1 protein-coding gene is annotated in these 708 nt (G+C 64.8%); it reads left to right on the top strand.

Annotated elements, in window-relative coordinates; all coding sequences use genetic code 11:
• Window positions 1-133: 133 nt before the first annotated feature.
• A partial coding sequence (locus AB4Y77_RS22955) for a TasA family protein (RefSeq protein ID WP_442015460.1) occupies window positions 134-708 on the top strand: 575 nt, incomplete at its 3' end.

Genomic DNA, 708 nt, shown 5'->3' on the forward strand with positions numbered 1-708 from the left:
CCTGAGGAAGTGTTGCGGGTTTGCAGGATTTGTTCTTGATCCAGCCCCGGCAGAGTAGTTCTTGTCAGCCAGAGAGGCTGGAAGAAACGGCCGGCCGGTCTCACGGTGGCCCACCGAAAGGACACTGATTCCCATGGCCATCAGCCTCAAGACCACCTCCGGCAAGATCCTCGCTTCCGTCGCACTGGTCGGCACCGCAGCCGCCGTCGCCGGCATGGGAACCTACGGCGCGTTCACCTCCTCGACCTCCGCCTCCCAGGCCGTCACCGCAGGCACCGTCACCATCGCCCTGGGCGCCCCCGGCCCGGCCAACACCCTCAACGTCCCCATCGCAGGACTGCTCCCCGGAGACAAGGTCGAAAAACTCGTCACCCTGGCCAACAGCGGCAACTCGGACCTGAACAACGTCACCCTCACCACCTCCGCCGGAGCCACCGGATCCCTGCTCACCACGGACGTGACCAACGGCCTGCAACTGACCATCGAAAACTGCTCCGTGGCCTGGACCGGCTCCGCCGCCCCTTACAACTGCACGGGCACCAAGACCACCGTCCTGGCTTCCGCCCCGGTCATCACCGCCAACAAGGTCCTCACCAACCTCACCTCCGTGACCTCGGCCAAGACCGACAACCTCAAGGTCACCACCGCGTTCCCCACCACCGCCAACAACGACTTCCAAGGCGCGACGTCCACCATCGCCTTCTCCTT

Origin of the sequence: Paenarthrobacter sp. YAF11_1, from assembly GCF_052113445.1 — a bacterium.
In the GTDB taxonomy this organism is placed as follows: domain Bacteria; phylum Actinomycetota; class Actinomycetes; order Actinomycetales; family Micrococcaceae; genus Arthrobacter.